Raw genomic sequence first — 19940 nt, 5'->3', positions numbered from 1 at the left:
CACACCGCCGAGCGGCTGCGCGAGGCAGGTGCGGATGAGGTGATCGAGGACGCTCGCGACCTTTTGCGGTTCGTTTAATGCTACAATAGCCACCACGCCTCCGTAGCTCAGGGGACAGAGCACCGCTCTCCTAAAGCGGGTGTCGGCCGTTCGAATCGGCCCGGGGGCGCCACCAGCCATGCAAGCCGCCGAACGACACGGCGGCTTTTTTGCGCTCCGGCGCTTTGGCGAAGGCGGCATGCGGGCTGACCGCGCCCGCACGCTGTGCGCCCGTGCATGCCGCGCACCCGCGCCCACTGCGCGACCGTGCGCATCCGCCGCGCACCAACCGCGCAACCGTGCGCGCACGCCGCGCGGCCGTGCGCATCCGCCCGCCCGCCGTCCGCGACCGCGCCCCTACAGGCGCGCGTGCTGCCCGGGACGGCGCATGCCGGCCGAGGGCTGGGGCGCGGGTGCGTCCTCGTGCTCGGTCAGCAGGTACTCCGGCGTCGTGTCCAGCGCGTCGGCTATCTTGGTGATGACGGAAAGCCGCGGGTCGGCAAGGCCGTTCTCTATCTTGTTGAGGAAGGGCCGGCCCACGCCTATCATGAGGGCGAACCGCTTTTTGTTGATCTTGGCGCGCAGGCGCAGCGCCTTCACGTTCCTGGCCAGAACAGGGGAGAGCCGCTCCTCGTCGAGGATCGGGTCTGTCAGGCGGCTATGTCCCGTGGCCGGTTGCATGCTACACAGGCTACCGCCCGCCCGGCTCAACCCTGTAACCGCAGGGATACGTTTCGATGGTCATTTAGAAAAATGTGAGGTTTGTACCCGGCCCGTGCCCATTTTATGGTCGGCGCCGATCGGTGATACAATGGCTTTCGCACATGGTGAGTTTATGCGTGCCACCACGGACAACGCCGAGGCGTGGCGGGGGTCGGGCACCAATTTGTGACAGTGGTAGAGACGAAGGCTCATGACAGCGGATGCCCTTCGCCGACTGGGGAGACGGCAGACGGCGTGCCGCTTGTCGTGCGGCGCTCATCGCGCAGGAGCCGTTGAGGAGAACATATGGCGCCAAAAAACTCTCGCACCAGCCATCCGGCGGCTCGCTCGTCCCGCGCTCCCCAGTCGGCGCGTGCCGTCCGCACGGCAAGGGCCGCCCAGTCGGGGCGCATCGCCTCCCGCTCCCAAGCGGAGGAGTTCGCCCAAACGGCCAGCGCGCAGCGCTATGCCGGCTATCGGTCCGCCTACGTCCCCGGCTCCCAAGGCCCCGCCGCCAACGCGGCGTACAGCCGTCAGTCGGCTGCAAGCCAGTACTCGCGCAACAACGCCTCGTATTCGACGGCGGCGCGCAAACGCTCCGGCAAGGGCAAGAAGATAGCCATCGGCGTGATAGCCGCGGTGATTGTGGCGGCAGTGGGGTGCACAACGGCGTTCGCCCTGTGGAAGAACTCCGTCAATGAACAGTTGACCAGGGGGAACAAAACCGACGAAGAGATCAACGCCATCAACGACATGCTCGCCCCCACCAACGCGGAGTTCACCGATCCGTTCTACATGATGCTCATCGGCACCGACGAGGCCGAGGACAGCGTCGACGAGACGCACCGCTCGGACACGAACATCGTGGTGCGCGTGGACCCCGTCAACAACCAGGCCACCATGGTGTCCATCCCGCGCGACACCAAGATAGAGATAGACGGCTACGGCACGAACAAGTTCAACGCGGCCTACAGCTACGACGGCGCCGCCGGCGCCATCCGCGAGGCGAACGAGCTGCTGGGCATCCAGATATCCCATTACGCCGAGGTCAACTTCGGCAAACTGAAGGACCTGGTGGACGCCGTGGGCGGCGTGGACGTGGTGGTTCCCGAGCGCATCGACGACCCCGACGCCGACGGCACCTCCGCGCATCCCGAGTGGCCGCGCGTCATCATCGAGGAAGGCGAGCAGCACCTCGACGGCAACCAGGCGCTCGTGTTCGCGCGCAGCCGCGCCTACGTGGACGGCGACTTCACGCGCACGGCGAACCAGCGCTCGCTCATCATGGCCATCATCAACAAAGTGCTGTCCATGTCCGCCATGGAGCTTGCGGGCGTGGTGCAGAGCGCCACGGCGTGCGTGACCACGGATCTGGCGGTGGGCGACATCGTCACGCTGGCCGGCCAGTTCCAAGACGAGGGCGACCTGGTCTTCTATTCCGCGATGCTCCCCTCCACCACGGCGACGATAGACGGCGTGTCCTACGTCATCAACGACGCCGCTTCCACGAAGAAGATGATGGAAGTCGTTGAATCGGGCGGTGACCCGTCCGGCATCACGGCGTCGGCCGAGGCGTATGCGGAGGCCGAGGCTCTAAACGGCACGGGTTCCGGTGCGGGCATGGACGCAAGCTCGGGAGGCTCTGGTTACTACGACTCCAGCTACTACTACGACCCGGGGTACTCGTCGGGCTACACGGACCCCTCCTACTCTGGCACCGGCACCGGCACCGGCACCGGCTACGTGGACAACTCAACGTACTACGGCGACGCTTCGGGCGGCACCGGCTACGTGGACAGCGGCTCTTACGGCGGCTCTGCGGACACCTCGGGCGGCGCGGCCGGCGGCGGCTACGTGGACTCGGGGACCGCGTCGGGCGGCGGCTACGACACCGGCGGCTACGACGCCGGCGCCTCGGGCGGCGCGGCGACCGGCTACTAGGTCAAAACCGCGTCGCGGACGCAACCTCAGGCGCAGCCGTTCGCCCGCAGCGCGCAGCGTTCGCGCGGCAAACGCCACGAAAAAAGCGAGCGGCTTGAAAAGGCCGCTCGCTTTTTTGATCGCTCGCCTTCGCGTGGTGGATCGCCTAGGCGGTGGCGTACCCGTCGGGGTTCGTCGACTGCCAGCGCCAGCTGTCGGCGCACATGCGGTCCAGGTCGTATTCGGCCACCCAGCCCAGCTCGTCGCGTGCCTTGTCGCATGCGGCGTAGTTCTCGGCGATGTCGCCCGCGCGGCGCGGCTTGATCTCGTAGGGCAGCTCTTTGCCACACGCGCGCTCGAAGGCGTGCACCACGTCGAGCACGCTCGATCCCTTCCCCGTGCCCAGGTTGAAGATGCCCACGCCCCGGCGCGTGCCGTCGGCGGCCGGCTCTCCTGCGACCGAACCCAAACCGCGCGGCTCGCCCGTGCCTACTTTGCCGCCCATCCAATCGAGCGCCGCCACGTGCCCGCGTGCCAGGTCAACCACGTGGATGTAGTCGCGCACGCCCGTGCCGTCGGGCGTGGGGTAGTCGTCGCCGAACACGCCAACGCGCGGGAGCTTGCCCACGGCCACCTGCGCCACGTAGGGCAGCAGGTTGTTCGGGATGCCCTTGGGGTCCTCGCCGATAAGCCCGCTTTCGTGCGCGCCGATGGGGTTGAAGTAGCGCAGCAGCACCACGTTCCACTCGTTATCACCCACGTACAGGTCGGAAAGCACCTGCTCCAGCATGCTTTTCGTCCAGCCGTAGGGGTTGGTGGCGTCGTGCTTGGGGCAGTCCTCCGTGATGGGGATGAACTCGGGCTCGCCGTACACGGTGGCGCTTGACGAGAACACGATGTTCTTCACGTCGTGCGCGCGTGCCACGTCGCACAGCGCCAGCGTGCCGGCCACGTTGTTCCAGTAGTACTCCAGCGGCTTGGCAACGCTTTCCCCCACGGCCTTGAATCCGGCGAAGTGGATGATGGCGTCCACGTCCTCTTTTGCGAAGATGGCGTCCAGCGCCTCGCGGTCAAGGATGTTGGCCTCGTAAAACGTCAGGCGCGCGTCGTCGGCGGCCAGGCCGACGATGGTGCGCACGCGGTCGACGGCCAAGGCGCTCGAGTTGCTCAGATCGTCCACGATGACCACGCGGTACCCCTTCTGCAGCAGCTCGACGCACGTGTGGCTGCCGATGAATCCGGCGCCGCCCGTCACAAGCACGCAGGTATCGGCCGGGTTCTTGGCCAGGCTCTTGTTCGCCATTGCTGTCTCCTCTCCGCTGGATGGCCAAACGCCCATCCGCTTCGTTCGGCTATGCGTCATGCGAGGCGCTTCGCTTTTTGCTCCGTCTATGGTAGCAGGGCGAGGCGCGTCCGTGCGCAAACGCGCCAAAGCAACACGGGCGGCCGAAGGCCCTCGTTTCAGTCGCGCGACGGGCGCGCAGGCGCTGCGGACAGCCCCCAACCCCCCTGTTGACGTGCGGGTGCAGGGGAGGGAGGGCGCCTTTTTTCATGGTACGTTTCATCGTGTGCGAAAAAGCGGTTCCCGAGGAGAGAGGCAAACGGAGATGAGATTCGGGAAAGTGAGGCGCCTGTGCGTCATTGCCGCTTTGGCGGCGGTCGCGTCTGCGGCGGCGCCGGGGGCGGCGTCGGCGGGCGAGGTGGAGGTCGGCTCGTTCACGCTGTCCAACGATGCGGAAACGCCGATCTTGAACACCGATTACACCTACTCAGGTTCCACGCTCACCATCATTTCCAACAAAAGCGTCACCGTCTCCATGAAGGACGCAGGAAGCACCAGCACGACAGACAACATCGTGGTGAACGTCGGTCCCGGCAATGCCGCCAACCTGACGCTTGACAACGTGAGCATCGATGTGTCGGACGCCGATGGGCGTGCCGCCCTGCGCATTCAAAGCGGCGATGCGGTCATCGAGCTTGACGGCCGCAATGTGCTCAAGTCGGGCTCGCATCGCGGCGGCCTGCAACTGGGCGGAAGCGACGGGGCCCGCGACGACACCGGCACGCTCGTCGTAAACGACAGCAACGCAACGGCCGGCTCCCTTACGGCCGAAGGCGGAGACGACGGCGCCGGCATTGGGTCCGGCGGGTACTGGGGCAGATCCGCCGCCGGCAGCGATGGGCAGAATCTAAGCTCTGGCAGCCTTCCGGCCGGGTGGAAGGCCGTCGGCTCCATCACCATCAACGGCGGCACCATCACGGCCGTCGGGAAGCGGGGCGGCGCCGGCATCGGCGGAGGCTCTCTGACAAGCGCAGGCGACATCGCCATCAACGGAGGCGTCGTCACGGCCACGGCGTCGGGCACGGCGCGGTACGACTACAATTCGCACAACGTGGAGGCGATGGGCGGAGCCGGCATCGGCTCGGGCGCCGGCTGGGGCTTCTGGATTCGCTCGGGGTACAATCGCACGGCAACCGTCACGTGCGGGAAGATAGCGATTTCCGGAGGCGAGGTCACGGCCACCGGTTCAAGGATGTCTCCGGGCATTGGAGGCGCATCCTGCATCGGCTCGGGTGACGGCGTGAGCGTGAATTCCGTTCAGCGAGCCACCGCCGCCGGATCGGTCGTGATCTCGGACGGTGTCGTCACCGCAAACGGCGGCGAGAAGGCCGCCGGCATTGGGGCGGGCCAGAACTCGTCCAACAAGCTTATCGACATCACGGGCGGCACCGTTCGGGCCAACGGCGGAAACTGCCCCAACGGAGAGAGGAACGTCACGGGCATCGGCGGCGCGTACAACAGCAATCCCCAGACGTTCACCATTTCCGGAGGCAGCATTTGGGCCACTGCCAAGAGCAATTCCCCGTACATCAATGCGGGCGCCAAAATCACCGGCGGATTCTTCCACGTTGACAATCCGGCCAACTGCATGGACAAGCAGAGCGTGTACAGCGTGGTTCCCCAGCCGGGCTACGGCGTGGCCGAAAACACCGCCGATACGAACGTGAGCATGACGGACTATCAAGTTCGCGTTGTGCCCGCGCCTGCGCTGTCGGTTGCCAACGCCTCCGAGAACAGCTTCACCTACGGCGAGAAGACCGGCCAGCAGATCATCGACGACTTGGGCGCCGTGACGGCGACGTCGCACACGGAAGCGCTCATGCCGGAGGGCGCCGCCATCGTCGAAACGGAGCCGGTCGAGGACCGCGTGGCCTATCTTGTCAACGATGGGGAGCCGGGCGTGGCCTACAACGGCTGGAGCTGGTTGGCGGGATACCGGGAGCTTGATCCCGCGGAGCATCTGGACGCGGGCGCCTACACGCTCATGGTCCTCGTCGAGCAAAGCGACGCGACGAAGGCGGACCCCGCCGCCGGCAGCACCAACCCCGAGATCGCCCCCGCTTTCCGGAAGATCGCGCTCACGGTGGACAAGAAGCCGCTTGCGGAGGGCATGTTCAACGCGCTGGCCGATTCGGTCTACTCGGGCGTTCCCCAAACGCCGACGCCGAGCATCGCGGATGGCGAACCGCTGCTGACCGAAGGCGACTACACGGTGTCCTATGCGGACAACGCGAATGCCGGTACGGCCACGGTCACGGCGACCGCTTCCGCCGACGGCAACTACTCCGGCTCGGCGAGCCTTGCCTGGACCATCGACAAAGCCGTGCTCACGGTGAAGGCCGAAGATCAAACGGTGGAGTTCGGGGCCGCCCCGGCCGCCAACCGGTACGCCTTCGACGGGTTTGTGAACGGCGAGGACGCGGCAAGCGCGAACATCGCGGGCGCGCCCCTCATCACGTGGCCGAGCTACGTTCCGGGCGCATCGGGGCCGGGCTCCTACGACTTCTCCCTTGCGGTGGGAACCTTGGACGCGCCCAACTACCGTTTCGAGGCGGATGCTGCGCAGGGCGTGCTCACGGTGACCACCGCGGCAACGCGGATCATCGACGTCGTTGCGGCCGACTGCGTCTATGGCGACACGCTCACCGTGACGGGCAAGGTTGCAGCACCCGCCTCCGCATCCGTTCCCGCGGGCAGCGTGACGCTTTCCTACCACGACGGAGCCGGCGATCACGAGCTGGGCGACGCCGCGTTGGACGCGGCCACGGGCGGGTTCGTCCTTGAATACGACACGTCGGGCAAGGCCGTTCCCACCGGGGCCGGCATCAAAGTGGATGTGAAGTACGCCGGAAGCGACGATGGCAGCTTCGCGTCCGCATCCGACGCTTCCGCAACCTTCGATCTGGCCAAGAAGGAGATAACGCCGCGCGTTGCCGGCGACGACACGCGCGAGTACGACGGCACCACCGACGTGACGGGCGCGGGCCTGTCGGTCGAGTTCGACGGCAAGCTGCAAAACGACGCGGTTGCCTGCACAGCCTCCTGGGCTTACGCCGACGCGGCCGCCGGCACCCGCGAGGTTGGGGCAAGCGGCATCCAGCTTGCGGACGATTGGGGCGCCTGGTACGCGCCAACCGCCGATGCGGCCGTCAAAACCGACGTCACCGGCATTGTTCCACGTGCCGTCACGTTGGCGGTGGCTGACGCCACGGTGCCTTACCGCGCGGGCAGCCTGCCGGCCTTCTCCCTGGTCCAGCAGCCTGTTTCCGGCTCCTACGCGGCGGGCGAGGGCTACGCGGACTTGGGCGTGCAAAACCTTGCCTTCGACGTGGCCCCCACCTACGATCCCGCAGCATCGGCCCAAGGCAGCACGCACGAGGTTGCGGTGTCGAGCCAAACCGTTGCGAACAACGCCAACTACAAGGCAACCTTCGCGCCCGGCACGCTCACCGTGGTGAGGTCCTCCTCGGCTGTGGTGGGCGTCAAAACCTACGACGAGACGGGTGCAACGGAGAAGTCCGCCTTCACCTACGGCGATAAGATGGTGGTGAAGGGCACGGTGTCGGCCACGGGCACGGCTGCCACGCGCGCCCTTGCCGCGCCGGCCGCCAACGAGGTGGCGCTCTACCATGCGGGCGCCGGCGCGCAGCTTTCAGAGCCTGCGCCCGTGCAGGCGGACGGGTCCTTCGAGCTGCGCTACGACACGGCCGAGAAGGGCATTGGCGTAGATCCCGCCGGCACGGATCTCGAGGTGCGCTACGTGGGGACGGCCGACCAGGGCGACGCGGTTGCCACGGTGACGGTGACGCTGGCCAAGAAGGCGATAACGGTTTCGCTGGGCGGCGCTGCCGCCAAAGCGTACGACGGCACGGACGCGCTGCCCCAGGGGCATGCGGTCACGTGGCAGGCAAGCGGCTTGGAGTCGGATTCCTCGGACGCCGACGCGGTGGCGGTTGGGCTTTCCAACCTGAGGTACACCGGAGCTGCGGCGGGCACCACGGGCGTGGAGGGCACGGCTTCCCTGGACGAGGCCGCCCTCGACGGCGGTTGGTACCGGCTTGCCGACGCCGCGGCCTCCGGCGCGGTGGCAGACGGCATAGAGAAGGCGGTCGTTTCCGTCTACGCTCCTGATCAGGAAGTTGTGTTCGGCTGGCGTTGGATGCCCGTCTACGAGCTTTCCGGCTTTGCGAATGGCGAGGACCAAACCACGGCAACGGGTTTCTCGGGCGCGCCGAGCTTCGGGGGCACCGGTTACCAAGCGGGCGCGACGCCCGCCGGATCCGCGCTGCCCATCGTTGTGGACGTTTCCGGCATGACGGCCGACAACTACCGCTTCCAAGCGGCGCAGCAGCAAGGCGAGCTTGCGGTTGTGGCAAGCGCCACCTCCGTTGCGGCCTCCGTCTTTGGCGGCACGGCGGGCGCGGCCGACTCCTTTGTCTACGGCGACGTGGCAACCGTGTCCGGCACCGTGTCGGCCGCAGGGTCGGCGCAGCAGCCGACGGGCGATGTGGTTCTATGCGCGGTGGCGGCCGACGGGTCGGAGAAGGAGCTGGCGCGCGCGGCCGTTGGCGCCGACGGGTCCTACTCCGTAAGCTATGGCACTTCCGACAAGGGCATCGATCCTGCCAAGGGCGTGCAGCTGATCGTGCGCTTCAACGGGGGCGGGTCCTTCCAAGGCTCCCAGGCGGCCGTTTCGCTCGATCTTGCCCCCAAGGCGCTGGCGCCCTCGGTGGCAGGCGACGCCTCCAAGGTCTACGACGGCACGGCGGGCATGGCGGACGCCACGGGGCTGTCCGTCTTGCTGGCGGGAGCCCTTCCGAACGACTCCGTCTCCGCCGCGGCCGACTGGTCCTTCGACGCTCCCGGCGCGGGCACCACGGGCGTGACGGCGGCGAACATCTCCCTTGAAGGCGCCGATGCGCGCTTCTACGAGCTTTCCGCCCAAGCGGCCTCCGGTTCTGTGGCCACCGGCATTCAAAAAGCCGTGCTCCATGTGGCGGCCGAGGACGTGTCGGTCAAGCACGGCCAGGCCCTGCCCGCGTTCACGCGGGTGGTCACCGGGTTCGTCAACGGCGAGACCGAGGCCACGGCGGGCGTGGCCGGCGATGCGGTTCTGTCCTGCCCGGGCTACACGCCCTCTGCGGTCAAGGACGAGACGTTCGACATAGAGGCGGACGTCACCGGCATGTCCGCAGCCAACTACCGTTTCGAGGAGGCTGCGGACAAAGGGCAGGTCCTTGTGGTGGAGAACGACTCGGTGGCGTCCTGCTCCCTTTCCGCAACGGCCCTCGTCTACGGGGACACGCTGACCGTGACCGGTACGGTGGCCCCCGACGGCGCCGTGGCCGGCGTGACCGCCGACGGCGGGCGCATGGGCGTCTACCTCGGCCAGACGAGGATCGGTTGGGCCGAGGTGCAGCCGAACGGCACCTTCGCCATTGAGTACGCCACAACCGACAAGCAGCTTCTGCCCGGCGCGCACTCCAACCTGACCTTGCGCTATTCGGGCAACCACTCGCTTGCATGGTCGGAGACGGCCGTGCAGGCCGTGGAGCTTGGCCCGCTTTCGGTGAGGCCCTCGGTGGCAGGCGACGCCTCCAAGCCCTACGACGGCACGGATGCCGTGACGGACGCCTCGGGGCTGTCCGTGGAGCTGGCGACCGCGTTTGCCGGCGACGACGTGTCTGCGACGGCGGATTGGGCCTTTGTGGGCAGGGACGCGGGCGAGACGGGCGTCGAGGCGTCGGGCATCGCGCTTGCGGGCACGGCCGCGCCGTTCTACGAACTTGCCGCCCAAGCGGCCTTTGGCACGGTCGCCACCGGAATCCAGAAGGCGCCGCTTGCGGTGGAGACGGCAACGTTGGAGCGCAAGGACCACGACGGGGCCGACCGGACGGCCACGGTGTCGGCGGTGGGGCTTTCCGGCTTCGCTCCCGGCGAGGAAAACGCGTTCGAGTACGGCCGCGACTTCACGGCCTCTGCCGAGTTCGACGCCGGATCCTACGCGGTGGGTCCGGACGTTCCCGCGAAGGTGACGGTGGTCCTGGGGCAGTCCATGGGGAACTACTACCTGGTCGATCCCGAGTTCCCGGCTGTCGGCGACGTGTTCGGCAACGTGGTCCTTCCCGGTCCGGACGGCCAGGGCGGCACCGATGACGACGTGACGGTCTCTCCCGACGCGGGCGCCGACGAGCCGATCTCGACCGACCCGTCGACCGGCGCCGCGGCAGTGCCCGAACCCGGCGCCGCGGTGACCTACCCTGACGGCGAGGGCGGCTCCTTTACGGTGGAGGTGCCCGGCGGCGCTCAGGTCAACCCTGACGGCTCCATCCGCCTGCCCGGCAATGACGGTGCAACCGGCACGGGCGACGATCCCTACCTGCGTCCGAACAAGGGAGCCTCCGCCAACGGCGACGGTTCATGGACGCTGCCCGAAGGCGGCACCGTGGAGATGCCTGACGGCACGGTGAAGGAGGCGCCGGCCGGTTCGACGGTGCTGCCCGACGGGACCATCGCCATCGACTCGACGCCCATCGGCCCTGCAACCGTGATCCTGCCGGGGCCGGACGGCCAGACGGGCACCGACGACGACCTGTCCGTGAAGCCCGGCGGGGGCGGCTCCGTTGCGACCAACCCCGACGGCAGCGTGACCGTTCCCGAGGGCGGCGCCACCGTGACCTATCCCGACGAAGAGGGCGGCTCCTTTACGGTGGAGGTTCCCGAGGGGACCGTGATCGACCCGGACGGGTCGGTGCGTCTGCCCGGCGAGGACGGTGCGGCTGGAACCGACGACGATCCCCATCTCTCGTTGACTCCGGGCGCGACGGTGGACGGCGACGGCGTGTGGACGCTGCCCGAAGGCGGTTCCGTCTCCTATCCCGGCGAGGGCGGCGGCCATGCGGTGGACCTTCCGGCCGGCAGCATGGTCAACCCCGACGGCTCCATCCGCCTGCCTGGCGAGGACGGGGTTCTTGGCAGCGCCGACGATCCGGCCTTGCTGCCGGGGCCGGGCGCCTATCCGAATCCCGAGGGTTATCCGGAGGGTTCCTGGGCCCTTCCCGAAGGCGGCATCGTCGTCATGCCCGACGGCACGGCGAAGGAGGCTCCTGCCGGTTCGGTGGTGCTGCCTGACGGGACCATAGTGGTGCCCGAAAAGCCCGTCCCACCGGCGCCGTCTGGGTCTGAGGGCGAAGGCGGCTCCGGGTCCGAGGCCGACGCTTCGGACGGCTCCTCGTCCGTCAGGCGCCTGCCCGCCATGGGCGATGCCGCGCCGCTTGTGGCGCTCGTTCTGGTCGCAGCCGCCTCGGGCGCCCTTGCCCTGGCCGTTCGCCGCCGGCGCGCCCGTTAGCTCCCGATGCCCCTTCGGGGTTTGATCCTGCCCCGAGGGATGCAAGCTTGTCGGGGCCCCGAGGACGTTCGGGGCCCCGAGCTTTTCGGAGGTCTGGATGGCAGGCCATGGGGCGGGCCGGGAAATCGCGGCTTTTGTCGTGCGGTCCGTCCCCAGACGCAAGCGCAGCCCGCGGGGGAGGCGGGCTGCGCTTGGACGAGTGAAACGAGGAGGACCGTCGGAGGCGGTCTTTCCACGCTTTTTATACTAATTTATGAATTATTTCTTGTCAAGAATAATTTTTTCAACATGGAAGAATGAGGCGAGAAGCGAGGGGCGAGGGGCAGCATGATTGCGGCCTCTCTGTTAGACCACCATTGACACGAGCCTATGCTGGCCAACCCTCGAGCCGAGCTTCTCCTGGTCGGGTGTTTCGGAAAACCCCCGCTCGACGGCTGCCCGACGGGCGGGAAAGGCTTTCCGAGGCGCCCGGCGGGGCTTTGCCCGACGAGTGGGCGGAGCTTTCCGAAGCGATGGCGGGGCTTTGCCCGACGGCCCGGCCTGTCGCTTTTCGCCCTTGCCGAGGGGTCCGCCCGCCGCCCGCCCTTCATTCTCGTCCCGCCGCCCGCCGGCCCTTCGTTCTCGTCCTGGTGGACGCGGGTCGTCTGCGCCCACCTCGGCTACGAGCGCCCGCCAACGCGCAGGCTCAACAGAAGATGGCGAAGCCCCTCCAAAGGAACCCCAAAGGAGCGGCCCTGCTCCCGCATGGCGCTTTTGCGTCGAGGCGCCATGCCCGCCTCGGCATTGTCTATAATACGAAGCGCTGCACCTCAAGAACGGCCGGCTGCGGTGTGCGCCGGCATCCGAACGGAAAGGACGTTTCGTGGCAGACATTCATTTCGGCACCGACGGATGGCGCGCCATCATCGGCGAGGACTTCACGAACGACAACCTGGTGTGCGTGACGGACGCGGCCGCCCGCATCTTCAAGGAGGACGCGCTTGCCGCCGGACGCCTGGCCGACGCACCCGGCACGCTCATCGTCGGCCACGACTGTCGGCGCGACGCTCATGCCTACGCCCAGCTGGCAGCCGAGGTGGCGGCGTCGCACGGCTTTCGCGTGAAGCTCACGCAGGACTACTGTCCCACGCCCACGCTGTGCTGGTCGGTGGCGCAGGACGCCGACGCGGTGGGCGGCATCATGCTCACGAGCAGCCATAATCCGGCCGAGTACCTGGGCGTGAAGCTGCGCATGGCCGACGGCGGCGCCTCCGGCAAGGAGTTCACCGACCGCGTGGAGGCCGCCCTGTCCGCCGCTCCCACGGACGCGCGTGGCGCGTATGAGACGGTCGATCTCATGACGCCGTATTTGGCCGCGCTCAAGGCGCGCGTGGACGCCGAGGCCATCCGCAACGCGGGCCTGCGCGTGGTGGTGGACCCACTCTACGGCGCCGGCCGTCGCTACCTGGCCGGCCTGCTGCGCGATCTGGGCGTGGAGGTGTGCGAGATCAACAACGGCGCCGACCCCACCTTCGACGGCCTGCACCCCGAGCCCATTCCACCGTGGGTGGACCGCTGCATCGCCAAGGTGCCCGAGCTGGGCTTCGATGCCGGCTTCATCAACGACGGCGACGCCGACCGCATTGGCGCGGTGGACGAGCATGGCAACTTCGTGAACCCGCACCGCATCATCACGCTCATCGTGTCGCACCTGGCCGAGGACAAGGGCCTCTCCGGCCGCGTGGTGTCCACCATCACCGCGTCGGCCATGCTGGCGCGCCAGTGCAAGCGCCTGGGCCTGGAGCTTGTCAGCACGCCCGTGGGCTTCAAGTGGATCTACGCCGAAATGGAGAAGGGCGGCGTCATGGTGGGCGGCGAGGAGTCCGGTGGCATCGGCATTCCCGGCCACGTCATGGAGCGCGACGGTTTGCTGATGGCGCTTCTTCTGTGCGAGACCATGGCGCAGCGCGGTATGAGCTTGGGACAGCTGGTGGACGACATGTTCTCCAAGGTGGGCCGTTTGGAGTTCGAGCGCCAGGGCCTGTCCATCACCGAGGAGCAGATGGCGCGCTTCCGCGCCGAGGTGGTGCCCGGCTTCGCGCCTGCGGAGGTCTGCGGAAAGAAGGTGGTGGACGTGGACCGTCGCGACGGCGTGAAGTTCTACCTGGAAGGCGACGCGTGGCTCATGATGCGCCCTTCCGGCACCGAGCCGCTCGTGCGCATCTACGCCGAGGCTGAGACGACAGACGAGGTGCGCGCCCTGCTCGAGGAGGCCAAGCGCGTTATCGTGGCGTAAGGCGCATAAGAAACACCTGGTAGAGGGCGAGTGTTTCACGTGAAACACTCGTGTGAGGACCCCGGCCCGCAAGCGGCGAGCCGGGGTCTTCGCTTCGTCGCGCCGCTTGCGCCCGTCTTAGCGTTCGCCGAAGCGCGGCAGCTTTTTGAGCAGCGCCCATGCCGCCTGCTTGTCCTGCGCGTCGTCGAGCATGGCGTCGAAGTCGCGAAACGCCACGCAGGTGCGTCCGAACACGCGGCTTTGCGCTCCGGCGGGAACCTCGCAGCGGTACGCGCGGGCAAGCGCGCGGGCGGCGGCGCTGTCGGCGGCCACAAGGCACACCGGGTCAAGTCCCTCCGTCAGCAGGAACAGCGCCTGGTCGTCAAGAGGCGCATCCCCCTCGGCACGCTCCTGCGCGCCGAGCGCGGCGAACGCGCAGGCGGCAGGTCCGTACCCAAGCGCCGCTGCCGAGCTGTTCAGCGCATGGCGGGCGCGCTCGGCCAGCGTCCATGCGCTCAGCACGAGCACGAGCGCTGAGCGCGCCCCATCCAGATGCGCGTCGAAAAGCTCCCATGCTTCGTCAAGCGCGACCTCGTACATGTTACCGTTTACAGATTTTTTCACACTATCCCTTGCGGTCGGTTCCGGCAAGCCGTATAACCGTAATGATAGCAAGAATCGCCCGCTGCGGCACATCGTGCGCGCATCGTGCCCTGCGTCCGCCGCAGCGTGGGACGCGGGATCGCCCGCCGAGGCGGACACGCCGCGACAACAGAGCAAAAGAGGAGACGAGCCATGTGCACGAACGGAATCAACACGGGGCAGTTCGAACAGATGATCAGCCAGATCGACGACCACGTGAAGCTGGAGCGCCGCTGGGCGCACAACCTGGCGCACCAAGCGGAAGACGCCGGTTACGCCACGGTGTGCGAGAAGCTTCACGCCGCCCAGGCGCTGCTCGACGAGGCGCGCGCCGCCCTTGACGAGGCGAAGGACGCGCTCGAGGACGATGCCGAGGCGGTTGCCGGCGTCACCGTGAGCCTGGTGTAGGCCGCGAGGCGTCCATGGGCAACGACCTCATGCGCTTCTCGGTGGCCATGCCCGAGGAGCTGCTCGTCCGCTTCGACCAGCTGGTGGCCCGGCGCGGATTGGCCAAGAACCGCAGCGAGGTGGTGCGCGACCTCGTGCGCGACGCGCTGGTGGAAGACGAGTGCGTCACGCCGGGTGTGGAGGTGGTGGGCACGCTCACCATCGTGTTCGACCATCATGCGGGAGATCTGCAGGAGAAGCTGCACGCCATCCAGCACGATTACTTCGAATCCATCATCTCGTCCATGCACGTGCACCTCAACGCGCACCATTGCCTCGAGGTCATCGTGCTGCGCGGCGAGACGGGCCTCGTGCAGGACATCGCGAACCTCATCCTGGGCACGAAAGGCGTGAAGAACGGCCGCCTCGTGGTCACCACCACGGGGCGCTCGATGTGAACGCAGGCCAGTGCGGCGTGCGGACCGGCTAGCGCGCTCCGTCCGCGCGCCGGCGGGGCGTTCGCGAAAGAAGGCAACCGACCCAAGGAGGGCGACAGGACAATGGACTCGACGGTCATGCTGGGCCACGGCAGCGGCGGAACCATGATGAAGCGCATCATAGACGAGGTGTTCTTCGCCGCCTACGCGGGTGACGAGCTTCTGCGCGGCGACGATGCGGCCGTGCTGCCCGCGCCGGCGCCGGGCGAGCGGCTCGCCTTCTCCACCGACAGCTTCGTAGTGACCCCGCACTTCTTCCCCGGCGGCGACATCGGGCGTTTGGCCGTGTGCGGCACGGTGAACGACGTGGCCACCAGCGGCGCCCGCCCGCTTTATCTGAGCTGCGGCTTTATCCTGGAAGAGGGTTTTTCCGTGGACGATCTGCGCCGCATCTGCGCCTCCATGGCCGAAAGCGCGCGCGAGGCGGGGGTGCGCCTGGTCACGGGCGACACGAAGGTGGTGAACCGCGGCCATGGCGACGGCGTGTACATCAACACAAGCGGCGTGGGCGTCCTTGCGCCGGGCGTCAACCTGGGCGGCGCGCAGATCAGGCCGGGTGACAAAGTGCTGGTCACCGGCACGCTCGGCGACCACGGCATAACCATCATGAGCTGCCGCGAGGGTTTGAGCTTCTCCGCCGACCTCGAAAGCGACGCCGCGCCGCTCAACCACCTCATAGCCGAGGTGCTGGCGGCGGCGCCGGATGCCCGCTGCTTCCGCGACCCCACGCGCGGCGGCCTGGCCTCCACCTTGAACGAGCTGGCTGCGCAGTCGAACACCGACATCACGGTGGAGGAGGACGCCGTGCCCGTGAAGCCCGCCGTGCGGGGCGCGTGCGACATGCTGGGCTACGACGTGCTGCAGGTTGCCAACGAGGGCAAGATGGTGTGCGTGGTGCCCGCCGACCAGGCCGAAGCGGCGCTTGCGGCCATGCGCGCGAACCGTTACGGGGCAGAAGCCGCCCTCATCGGCGAGGTGGCCGCCGCCCGGCCCGATCGCGGCCCGAAGGTGTTTCTGCGCACGGCGTTCGGCGGGACGCGCATCTTGGACATGCTGGTGGGCGAGCAGCTTCCCCGCATCTGCTAGTGCGGGCGCATGCGGACAAGTTCTCCACGCCGACGTGCGCTTTCATTTCAGAATGCGCACGTCGGCATCCATCCTGGCATACGTATTCCATGCTTGCGTGCGTTCAGCCGTGAACCGAGTGGCGGATACCGACCCGCATCGACTGTGCAAAGTTACCTCCTTCCCCTTGACAAGGGCAACGAACGAAAGCAAGAATTACTTGAAACGGTAACCGACGGTAAAAGCGGCTTTGTACTCGGGTGCGATTCAATCGTGTCCTCCGATGAAAGGTGCGGCCATGATGCACAACTACGTTCTGCTCGAGGACGATACGCAGATTGCCTATTCGGAAATGAGGGAAGATCGCACCGTTGGCATCGCCATCGAGCGCCCGCGCGATTTTGGCTTCGATGCTGCGGAGACATCCCTTCCCGCCCTCACTTGGGCCAATGTGGACGGCTTTACCGATGACGAGTTGCGTCGGCTCAGCGTTTTCCTGAAGAACAATGCCCCTCTTATCGTTCGATTCGCACAAGAAGCTTCCAAGCAGTATGCCTAGGCTCTACGTCTTCGGGCAATACGTCATCTTCTTCTGGGTTGGAGAGAACGGTGAACCCGTCCATGTGCATGTGTCGGTGAAGCGCCCCGAAAAGGACTCGACCAAAATCTGGCTCACACGAAGCGGAGGCGCGCTGCTCGCCCATAACGCAAGCCGAATTCCCCAGCGCGACCTCAACAACATCCTTGATTTCATAACCTATAACCACAGCGCCATTTGCGAACGATGGCATGAGGTTTTTGGCGAAGCAAGCTTTTGCTGCTAACCGCTTTCGCCCCTCTTCTTTCGACCAGTGTGCGCTGGCCCATTGCGTCCGGCCGCAATCCGCGCCGCTTGCGGGCGCGCCCTTTGTGCGAACGACAAGCACGACGGCTATTTTCTGCCGCATCCTGAAAAATTTTGCCGTTTCATATTGCAATTGCGGGGAACAATGGTATTTTGCGGGCAGAAAGTTTTATGGGGAAGCGTCCGACGCCGGTCGTCGGTGCTTTAGACGAGAAGGAGTTTGACATGTCTCATCCGGTTATCGAAACCGACGAGTGCATCGGCTGCGGCATCTGCGTTGACGCCTGCCCGCAGGAAGTGCTCGAAGTGGTCGGCGGCGTTGCGGAGGTCGTGAACGAGGACAGCTGCATCGCGTGCGGCGATTGCGTCGAGGAGTGCCCGATGGGCGCTATCCCCGAGGTCGTGGAGGAGTAACCTCCCCTCATACGCGCTTGGCAAGGCCCCGCCTCCGGCATAGCCCGGAGGCGGGGCCTTGTGCATGATGGGGGAAACCGCCCGTCCCGTGCGTCGGGCCGGCAACGGCCGCATGAGCGGGGCGTAACGCTTGCCCGACGCCCCCTGCGCGCAACCGCGGTCCTTCTATAGTCGATGCCTGAAAATAATTTACATGACAAATTGGTAACTAACTTGACAGACAGAGACTTAGATTATATAGTTCGCTTCATCAAAAGAAGGCTAAGCCCACGCTGTGCAACAACGGCGGGGCCTCTGGCGGACGAAGCGGGCGAAGCACCGCAGGGCACGGCAACAAACTCCGGAAGAGAGGAAGCACGATAATGAGCAAGATTCTGGGCATCGACTTGGGTACGACGAACTCCGCCATGGCCGTCATGGAGGGCTCCGAGCCGGAGATCCTCGTGAACGCCGAGGGCGACCGCACCACGCCTTCTGTGGAGGGCTTCCGCAAGGACGGCGAGCGCGTGGTGGGCAAGGCCGCCAAGAACCAGGCGGTCACCAACCCCGAGAACACGGTGGCGTCCGTCAAGCGCTTCATCGGCCGCTCCTTCGACGAGACGGGCGAAGAGCAGAAGACCGTCAGCTACAAGGTGCAGAAGGGCAAGGACGGCCGCGCGGTGGTGGACATCGACGGCAAGGACTACACGCCGGAGGAGATTTCGGCCATGGTCCTGCAAAAGCTGAAGGCCGACGCCGAGAAGCAGCTGGGCAGCCCGGTGACGCAGGCCGTCATCACGGTTCCCGCCTACTTCAACGACGCGCAGCGCCAGGCCACGAAGGACGCCGGCAAGATTGCCGGCCTGGAGGTTCTGCGCATCATCAACGAGCCCACGGCCGCCGCGTTGGCCTACGGCCTTGACAAGACCAACAAAGACGAGAAGATCCTCGTGTTCGACCTGGGCGGCGGCACGTTCGACGTGTCCATCCTGGAGCTGGGCGACGGCGTGTTCGAGGTGGCGGCCACCGCAGGCGACAACCACCTGGGCGGCGACGACTGGGACCAGCGCGTCATCGACTGGCTGGCCGACAAGTTCAAGGCCGACAACGGCATTGACCTGCGCCAGGACAAGATGGCCCTGCAGCGCTTGAAGGAGGCTGCCGAGAAGGCGAAGATGGAGCTGTCCTCCACCACGCAGGCCAACATCAACCTGCCGTTCATCACGGCCGACGCCTCCGGCCCGAAGCATCTGGACTACACGCTGACGCGCGCTGAGTTCGAGCGCATCACGAAGGATTTGCTCGACCGCGTGAAGAAGCCCGTTGAGCAGGCGCTCAAGGACGCGGGCCTCAAGGCTGGCGACATCGACGAGGTCATCCTGGTCGGCGGCTCCACCCGCATGCCCGCCGTGCAGGACGTGGTGAAAAAGCTCACCGGCAAGGAGCCGAACATGTCCGTGAACCCGGACGAGGTCGTGGCCATGGGCGCGGCCGTCCAGGGCGGCGTGCTGGCTGGCGACGTGGAGGGCATCCTGCTTCTGGACGTCACCCCGCTGTCGCTGGGCGTGGAGACCATGGGCGGCGTCATGACCAAGATGATCGACCGCAACACCACCATCCCCACGCGCAAGACCGAGATCTACTCCACGGCCTCCGACAACCAGACGTCGGTCGAGGTGCACGTCCTGCAGGGCGAGCGCCAGATGGCCGCCGACAACAAGACGCTCGGCAAGTTCCAGCTCACCGGCATCCCGGCCGCGCGCCGCGGCGTGCCGCAGATCGAGGTCACCTTCGACATCGACGCCAACGGCATTGTGAACGTGTCGGCCAAGGACCTGGGCACCGGCAAGCAGCAGCAGATCACCATCAGCGGCTCCACGGCGCTCAACGACGACGAGGTGGAGCGCATGGTGAAGGACGCCGAGGCGCACGCCGAAGAGGACAAGCGCCGCAAGGAGGAGGTCGAGGTCCGCAACAACTGCGACGCGCTGGTCAACGCCACCGAGCAGACGCTCGCCGAGGTGGGCGACAAGGCTCCGGCCGACGTGAAGTCGCAGGCCGAGGAGGCCATCGCCGAGGCCAAGAGCGCGCTTGAGGGCACCGACATCGACGCCATCAAGGCCGCCACGGAAAAGATGCAGCAGGCGGGCTACAAGCTGGCCGAGGTCGTGTACTCCACCGAGGGCGCTGCCGCCGGCGCCGGCGCTGCCGCCGCCGAGACGGCTCCCGCCGACGACACCATCGAGGCCGACTACGAGGTGGTCGACGACGACAACGCCAAGGAAGGGAAGTAAGAGCCATGGCCCAGCCGAGCACATCCTCGCCGGAGCGCGCGGCGCAAGGCGAAGGCAGGAAGATTCCCATCGAGGATGCCCGCACCGAGGCCGAGCAGGTTTCGGAGCAGGGAAACCAAGACGACACGGGCAGCGGCGCCATCCCCCCCACCTCCCCTCGGGCCGCTGCCAGCGCTGCACCGGGCGACGCTGCGGGGGCGGCCGCCGGCAGGG

13 protein-coding genes, 1 tRNA gene and 1 pseudogene are annotated in these 19940 nt (G+C 66.9%); 12 read left to right on the top strand and 3 right to left on the bottom strand.

Annotated features, from left to right (window positions below):
* The first annotated feature begins 96 nt into the window (after positions 1 to 96).
* Positions 97 to 172: transfer RNA gene (locus ACWKY3_RS02215), tRNA-Arg, on the top strand.
* Positions 173 to 396: 224 nt separating this feature from the next.
* On the opposite strand, the gene ACWKY3_RS02210 is transcribed toward ACWKY3_RS02215, so the two are convergent.
* Positions 397 to 720, bottom strand: a complete 324-nt coding sequence (locus tag ACWKY3_RS02210) for a helix-turn-helix domain-containing protein (RefSeq protein WP_449314796.1) — start codon at positions 718 to 720, stop codon at positions 397 to 399.
* A gap of 327 nt (positions 721 to 1047) precedes the next feature.
* Here ACWKY3_RS02210 and ACWKY3_RS02205 point away from each other — a divergent pair, with 327 nt between their 5' ends.
* Positions 1048 to 2682: an LCP family protein gene (locus tag ACWKY3_RS02205; protein ID WP_449314795.1), complete on the top strand. Its 1635-nt coding sequence runs from the start codon at positions 1048 to 1050 to the stop codon at positions 2680 to 2682.
* Between the two features lie 145 nt (positions 2683 to 2827).
* Here ACWKY3_RS02205 and galE read toward each other — a convergent pair whose 3' ends face one another.
* A complete protein-coding gene (gene galE, locus ACWKY3_RS02200; RefSeq protein ID WP_449314794.1) occupies positions 2828 to 3964 on the bottom strand; it encodes a UDP-glucose 4-epimerase GalE in 1137 nt (378 codons plus the stop codon).
* Positions 3965 to 4268: 304 nt separating this feature from the next.
* Between galE and ACWKY3_RS02195 the strand changes: the two genes are divergently transcribed.
* Together ACWKY3_RS02195 and ACWKY3_RS02190 are read left to right on the top strand one after the other, a co-directional pair.
* Complete coding sequence (locus ACWKY3_RS02195) at positions 4269 to 11351, top strand: YDG domain-containing protein (RefSeq protein ID WP_449314793.1); 7083 nt, start codon at positions 4269 to 4271, stop codon at positions 11349 to 11351.
* An 862-nt stretch (positions 11352 to 12213) separates the two neighbouring features.
* Positions 12214 to 13626 (top strand): phosphoglucosamine mutase, encoded by a 1413-nt coding sequence (locus ACWKY3_RS02190; RefSeq protein ID WP_449314792.1) that lies wholly within the window; start codon positions 12214 to 12216, stop codon positions 13624 to 13626.
* Between the two features lie 117 nt (positions 13627 to 13743).
* On the opposite strand, the gene ACWKY3_RS02185 is transcribed toward ACWKY3_RS02190, so the two are convergent.
* Positions 13744 to 14229, bottom strand: a complete 486-nt coding sequence (locus tag ACWKY3_RS02185; protein ID WP_449314791.1) for a hypothetical protein — start codon at positions 14227 to 14229, stop codon at positions 13744 to 13746.
* A gap of 171 nt (positions 14230 to 14400) precedes the next feature.
* Here ACWKY3_RS02185 and ACWKY3_RS02180 point away from each other — a divergent pair, with 171 nt between their 5' ends.
* The 8 genes and pseudogenes from ACWKY3_RS02180 to ACWKY3_RS02145 form a co-directional block, all read left to right on the top strand.
* Positions 14401 to 14655 (top strand): dynein gamma chain protein, encoded by a 255-nt coding sequence (locus ACWKY3_RS02180; protein ID WP_449314790.1) that lies wholly within the window; start codon positions 14401 to 14403, stop codon positions 14653 to 14655.
* A 14-nt stretch (positions 14656 to 14669) separates the two neighbouring features.
* Complete coding sequence (gene nikR / locus ACWKY3_RS02175; RefSeq protein WP_449314789.1) at positions 14670 to 15092, top strand: nickel-responsive transcriptional regulator NikR; 423 nt, start codon at positions 14670 to 14672, stop codon at positions 15090 to 15092.
* Positions 15093 to 15194: 102 nt separating this feature from the next.
* The gene (gene hypE, locus ACWKY3_RS02170) at positions 15195 to 16217 is read left to right on the top strand and encodes a hydrogenase expression/formation protein HypE (RefSeq protein ID WP_449314788.1); all 1023 of its coding nucleotides are present in this window, start codon (positions 15195 to 15197) and stop codon (positions 16215 to 16217) included.
* Positions 16218 to 16494: 277 nt separating this feature from the next.
* Positions 16495 to 16755 (top strand): hypothetical protein, encoded by a 261-nt coding sequence (locus ACWKY3_RS02165; RefSeq protein WP_449314787.1) that lies wholly within the window; start codon positions 16495 to 16497, stop codon positions 16753 to 16755.
* Positions 16748 to 17020 (top strand): DUF4160 domain-containing protein, encoded by a 273-nt coding sequence (locus tag ACWKY3_RS02160; RefSeq protein WP_449314786.1) that lies wholly within the window; start codon positions 16748 to 16750, stop codon positions 17018 to 17020. The genes ACWKY3_RS02165 and ACWKY3_RS02160 overlap by 8 nt, the downstream gene beginning before the upstream one ends.
* A 245-nt stretch (positions 17021 to 17265) precedes the next feature.
* Positions 17266 to 17454, top strand: coding sequence for an ATP-binding protein (locus ACWKY3_RS02155; RefSeq protein ID WP_449314785.1), 189 nt, complete (start codon positions 17266 to 17268; stop codon positions 17452 to 17454).
* A 362-nt stretch (positions 17455 to 17816) separates the two neighbouring features.
* On the top strand, positions 17817 to 19727 hold the full coding sequence (gene dnaK, locus ACWKY3_RS02150; RefSeq protein ID WP_449314784.1) for a molecular chaperone DnaK: 1911 nt from the start codon (positions 17817 to 17819) through the stop codon (positions 19725 to 19727).
* 5 nt (positions 19728 to 19732) lie between these two features.
* Positions 19733 to 19940 (top strand): annotated as a pseudogene (locus tag ACWKY3_RS02145) (nucleotide exchange factor GrpE); the annotation flags it as partial.

Source organism: Rubneribacter sp., from assembly GCF_965361815.1.
The sequence above is the reverse complement of the archived record's forward strand: the minus strand, read 5'-3'. Positions and strand labels throughout refer to the sequence as shown.

Coding starts and splice junctions, on each gene's coding strand:
- ACWKY3_RS02205 (WP_449314795.1), top strand. CDS start 1,048: ATGGCGCCAAAAAACTCTCGCACCAGCCATCCGGCGGCTCGCTCGTCC.
- ACWKY3_RS02195 (WP_449314793.1), top strand. CDS start 4,269: ATGAGATTCGGGAAAGTGAGGCGCCTGTGCGTCATTGCCGCTTTGGCG.
- ACWKY3_RS02165 (WP_449314787.1), top strand. CDS start 16,495: ATGATGCACAACTACGTTCTGCTCGAGGACGATACGCAGATTGCCTAT.
- nikR (WP_449314789.1), top strand. CDS start 14,670: ATGGGCAACGACCTCATGCGCTTCTCGGTGGCCATGCCCGAGGAGCTG.
- galE (WP_449314794.1), bottom strand. CDS start 3,964: ATGGCGAACAAGAGCCTGGCCAAGAACCCGGCCGATACCTGCGTGCTT.
- ACWKY3_RS02210 (WP_449314796.1), bottom strand. CDS start 720: ATGCAACCGGCCACGGGACATAGCCGCCTGACAGACCCGATCCTCGAC.
- dnaK (WP_449314784.1), top strand. CDS start 17,817: ATGAGCAAGATTCTGGGCATCGACTTGGGTACGACGAACTCCGCCATG.
- ACWKY3_RS02155 (WP_449314785.1), top strand. CDS start 17,266: ATGTCTCATCCGGTTATCGAAACCGACGAGTGCATCGGCTGCGGCATC.
- ACWKY3_RS02180 (WP_449314790.1), top strand. CDS start 14,401: ATGTGCACGAACGGAATCAACACGGGGCAGTTCGAACAGATGATCAGC.
- hypE (WP_449314788.1), top strand. CDS start 15,195: ATGGACTCGACGGTCATGCTGGGCCACGGCAGCGGCGGAACCATGATG.
- ACWKY3_RS02160 (WP_449314786.1), top strand. CDS start 16,748: ATGCCTAGGCTCTACGTCTTCGGGCAATACGTCATCTTCTTCTGGGTT.